The 3644-nt window shown below is 66.4% G+C and carries 3 protein-coding genes and 1 pseudogene; all 4 read right to left on the bottom strand.

Translation table 11 applies throughout. The features are described from left to right. Nucleotides 1-1157, bottom strand: a 1157-nt coding sequence (locus tag QZ609_RS25395) for an ABC transporter substrate-binding protein (protein WP_295500954.1), incomplete at its 3' end; no start/stop codon positions are given. Nucleotides 1158-1342: 185 nt separating this feature from the next. Next, nucleotides 1343-2554: a DUF2863 family protein gene (locus tag QZ609_RS25390; protein WP_295500952.1), complete on the bottom strand. Its 1212-nt coding sequence runs from the start codon at nt 2552-2554 to the stop codon at nt 1343-1345. 70 nt (nt 2555-2624) lie between these two features. Beyond that, entirely contained in the window at nt 2625-2864 is a 240-nt protein-coding gene (locus QZ609_RS25385) for a hypothetical protein (RefSeq protein ID WP_295500950.1), read from the bottom strand. 205 nt (nt 2865-3069) lie between these two features. Continuing rightward, a pseudogene (acnA, locus tag QZ609_RS25380) lies at nt 3070-3644 on the bottom strand (aconitate hydratase); the annotation flags it as partial.

The raw sequence follows: 3644 nt of genomic DNA, 5'->3' as shown, positions 1-3644 counted from the left end.
TGCGCGTCATTCAGGTAGCGGTTGTTGGTGGCGTGCAGCGTGAGCCCGAAGCCGTTCGGGTAGCCCGCTTCGGCCAGCAGCTTCTTGGCGCGATCCGGGTCGTACCCAATCGGCTTGCCGCCCGGGTGCCCGAAGATCTGCGGCGACACGATGTTCGAAGCCACCACGCCCTGGCCTTCGAGCACGCGCGTGACGATGGCATCGCGGTTGATGGCCAGCGCCACCGCCTCGCGCACGCGGCGGTCCTTGAACGGGTTCTTCGCCAGCGGCTTGCCGGCCTTGTCCGTGATGAACGGCGAGGCATCGCGGCCCTGGTCCATCTGCCAGAAGATGGTGCGCCACGACACCTGCTGCTCGAGGTGGAAGGCCTTGTTCTGCTTGATGCGCGGCACATCCGCGGCAGGCACGGCTTCGACCACGTCGACGTCGCCCGAGAGCAGGGCGGCCGTGCGCGCGGCGTTGTCGGTGATGATCTTGAAGGTGACCTTGTCCCACTCCGGCGCGCGGCCCCAGTAGTGCGGGTTCTTCTTCAGCACGATCTCCTGCCCGCGCGTGAAGTGGTCGAACAGGAAGGGGCCGGTGCCGATCATGGCGCGCCCGCCATCGAAATCGGCCTGCGAGGCGTCGGCCACCTTCTTCGGGATGATCGGCAGGCTGTTCAGGTCGTTGGGGATGCTCGCGTAGTTCGGGATCGACACCTTCAGCCGCACCGTGAGCGGATCGACGATCTGCACCTCGGTGATCGACTTGGTGTAGCTCGTGAACGGGCCCGGGCTGTTGGCCAGGCGCGCCGGGCGTTCGATCGAGGCCTTCACGTCGTCACCGGTGAAGGGCGTGCCGTCGCTCCATTTGACGCCCGGGCGCAGCTTGATCTCCCAGGTGTTGGCGTCGACCGCCTTCCACGAGGTGGCCAGGCCCGGTGTGTAGCGCCCGTTCTTGTCGAGGAAGACCAGCGATTCGAAGATGTGCAGCGCCATGGCGTTGTTGGGGCCGGCGTTGTTCCATTGCGGGTCCATCGACGTGACGTCGGCGGCCAGGCCAATTCTCAGATCATGCTGGTCGTCGGCTTGCGCGGCCAGCGGCGCGGCAGCCGCGCCAGCCAGCGCGCAGGCGGCAAGCTTGCGGATCAGGGCGCGGATCCAGGGGCGATTGGTCATCGGGGGCTCCTCGTGTTCGGGCAGCGCTGCGGGGCAGTGATGCAGGACGGTGATGCCAAGTGGCGAGAGACCGTCATTGTGCCGCAGGCCGGCGCGGCACGTGCGACGCGTTCCAACCATCGATATGACGCGCGGCAAGCACGACAACAAAAAAGCCACCCGGAGGTGGCTTGGTCTGACTCGCTTCAATGGAACAGCGGCTGCTGCGTTGGCGCGTCTTCCGGCATTTCGGCGTGGACGATCTCGGCGGTGCGGTCCGCATAGAGCGGGGCGCCGCAGTCTTCGCAGTATTCGGGCTCGAACAGCTGGCCGTGGCGGAAGATGTCTTCGATGCCGCAGGCGCGCAGCTCGTCGCCGATCTGCTCCAGCGGGCTGCCCGGCTCGCCTTCGGCGGCAACGTCCGTGGCGCCACCGTCGCGGCCGTAGACCGGCCAGACGATGCCGTAGATCAGGTCCTTCTCGCCGCGCACCGTGAAGGCGACGCGGTATTCATCGATTTGCTCCTCGCCGAACGCGCCGATGATGGCCGCGAAGCGGTTGGCGGGCAGGTCCAGCGCGCCCTGCAGGTAGTTGACGGCCGCGCGCACGGTGAGCGGGCGGATGCGCTTGTCGGACTCGCGGCAGGACAGGAAGAAGGCGTCCGGCAGCAGCAGGTCGAATTCGCAGCCGGGCATCAGGGTGGAGATGGTCGGTGTGACTTGTTCGCGCCACTGTTCCAGGCAGGTGGAGCGCTCGGCGTGATGCTCCTTGGCGTCTTCCTGCCAGCGGAACAGCGGCTGGCCGTGCGGGGCCACGACGATGGCCAGCAGGTAGCGCGGATCGGCCAGGATGGGCGCGGTTTCGGGCATGTCGCGCAGGTCCACCTTGGGCGGCTGGCCGGACAGCGCGTAGGCTGCCAGCTTGTGCGTGAGCGCGAACGTGTCCGAATGCGTACGCGGGAGCTGGTCGATGCTGTACAGATATGGCGCCAGCGCCACGCGGGCGTTGGCGGCCAGCACGTGTGCCTGCAGGTGCACCTGCAGCGTCTGCGCCAGTTCCGCCTTGATCGTGCCGGACGGGATCGCGTAGCGCGTATGCGCGAGGATGGGCGCGGCGATCAGCAGCGCATCGTATTCCACCTCACCCGATGCGAACACCGCCGATTCGGCCAGTGTCTCGGCCTGTTCGGCCAGCACATCGGAGGCTTCTTCGTTGTGCTTGAAGAGGTGGTCGAGCGCCGCGTCGAGCGCGGTCTGGCTGCCGTTCTTCAGCAGCCGCGAGAGGCGTTCGGACAGCCGTTGTTCCCAGTAGACGTCTTCGATGCGGCTGCCCGACGCATCGAGCGCCAGTGCATCGGCGACGAGCCGTTCGGCATCGGGGGAAAGACGTTGGGGGGCCTTGGAGCGGAATCCTGCCATGCTGTGCCGTACCGGTCGGTTGAAGAGAAGGGGCGTTATTTTACCCTTGTATGCCGCGCCGTGCCGCGTTTCAGGGCTTCACGGCAGATGCCGGTGCCTCGGCTGCTGCGGCGCTGGCAGCGGCGAGTGTAGAAGCCGGGTCGGGCGCCGAGGTTGCTGCCGGCGCGGATGCGGGTTCCGGTGCCGCGGGTGCGCTTGCCGGCGCGGCGGGTGCGGCAACCGATACCGGTGCAGTGCCGTGCGGCGCCTTGAATACCATATAGAACACGGCAGCCGCGACGACGATTAGGGCGAGTACCACTCTGGCCATGGATGCGGGGCTCCTGCAAAACGTCGGACGTGCGCCGCGGGGGTCGGTTCGGCACCGCGCGGCCTAATCGGCACACTGTACCAAAAGCAGGCCAGTGATCGTGCCATCGTCATGCTGTTTGACGCGGCCGGCAATAAAAAAAGCCGGCTCCGAAGAGCCGGCTTCCGATCAGCTACAGCGCAGTGCGGTTGCTTGGTGTGGTGACTTAAGCAGCCAGCAACTGACGCAGCACGAACGGCAGGATACCGCCGTGCTTGTAGTAGTCGACTTCGATCGGCGTGTCGATGCGCAGCAGCACCTTCACGCGCTTGGCTTCGCCGTTGGCACGCTTGATCACCAGGGTGACGTCCTGTTGCGGCTTGATGTCGCCTTCCAGGCCTTCGATGTCGAAGGTTTCGTCGCCGACGATGCCCAGCGACTGTGCCGAGTCATTGCCCTTGAACTGCAGCGGCAGCACGCCCATGCCGACCAGGTTCGAGCGGTGGATACGCTCGAAGCTGCGTGCGATCACGGCCTTCACGCCCAGCAGTTGCGTGCCCTTGGCGGCCCAGTCGCGCGAGCTGCCCGTGCCGTACTCTTCACCACCGAACACCACCGTCGGGGTGCCTGCGGCAACGTACTTCATGGCGGCGTCGTAAATCGACATTTGCTCGCCGCTCGGCTGGAACAGCGTCTCGCCGCCTTCCACGCGCGAACCGTCAGCCTTCGCCGGGATCATCAGGTTCTTGATGCGCACGTTGGCGAACGTGCCGCGCATCATCACCTCATGGTTGCCGCGGC

Origin of the sequence: uncultured Ralstonia sp., from assembly GCA_913056305.1 — a bacterium.
Lineage (GTDB): Bacteria > Pseudomonadota > Gammaproteobacteria > Burkholderiales > Burkholderiaceae > Ralstonia.
The sequence above is the reverse complement of the archived record's forward strand: the minus strand, read 5'-3'. Positions and strand labels throughout refer to the sequence as shown.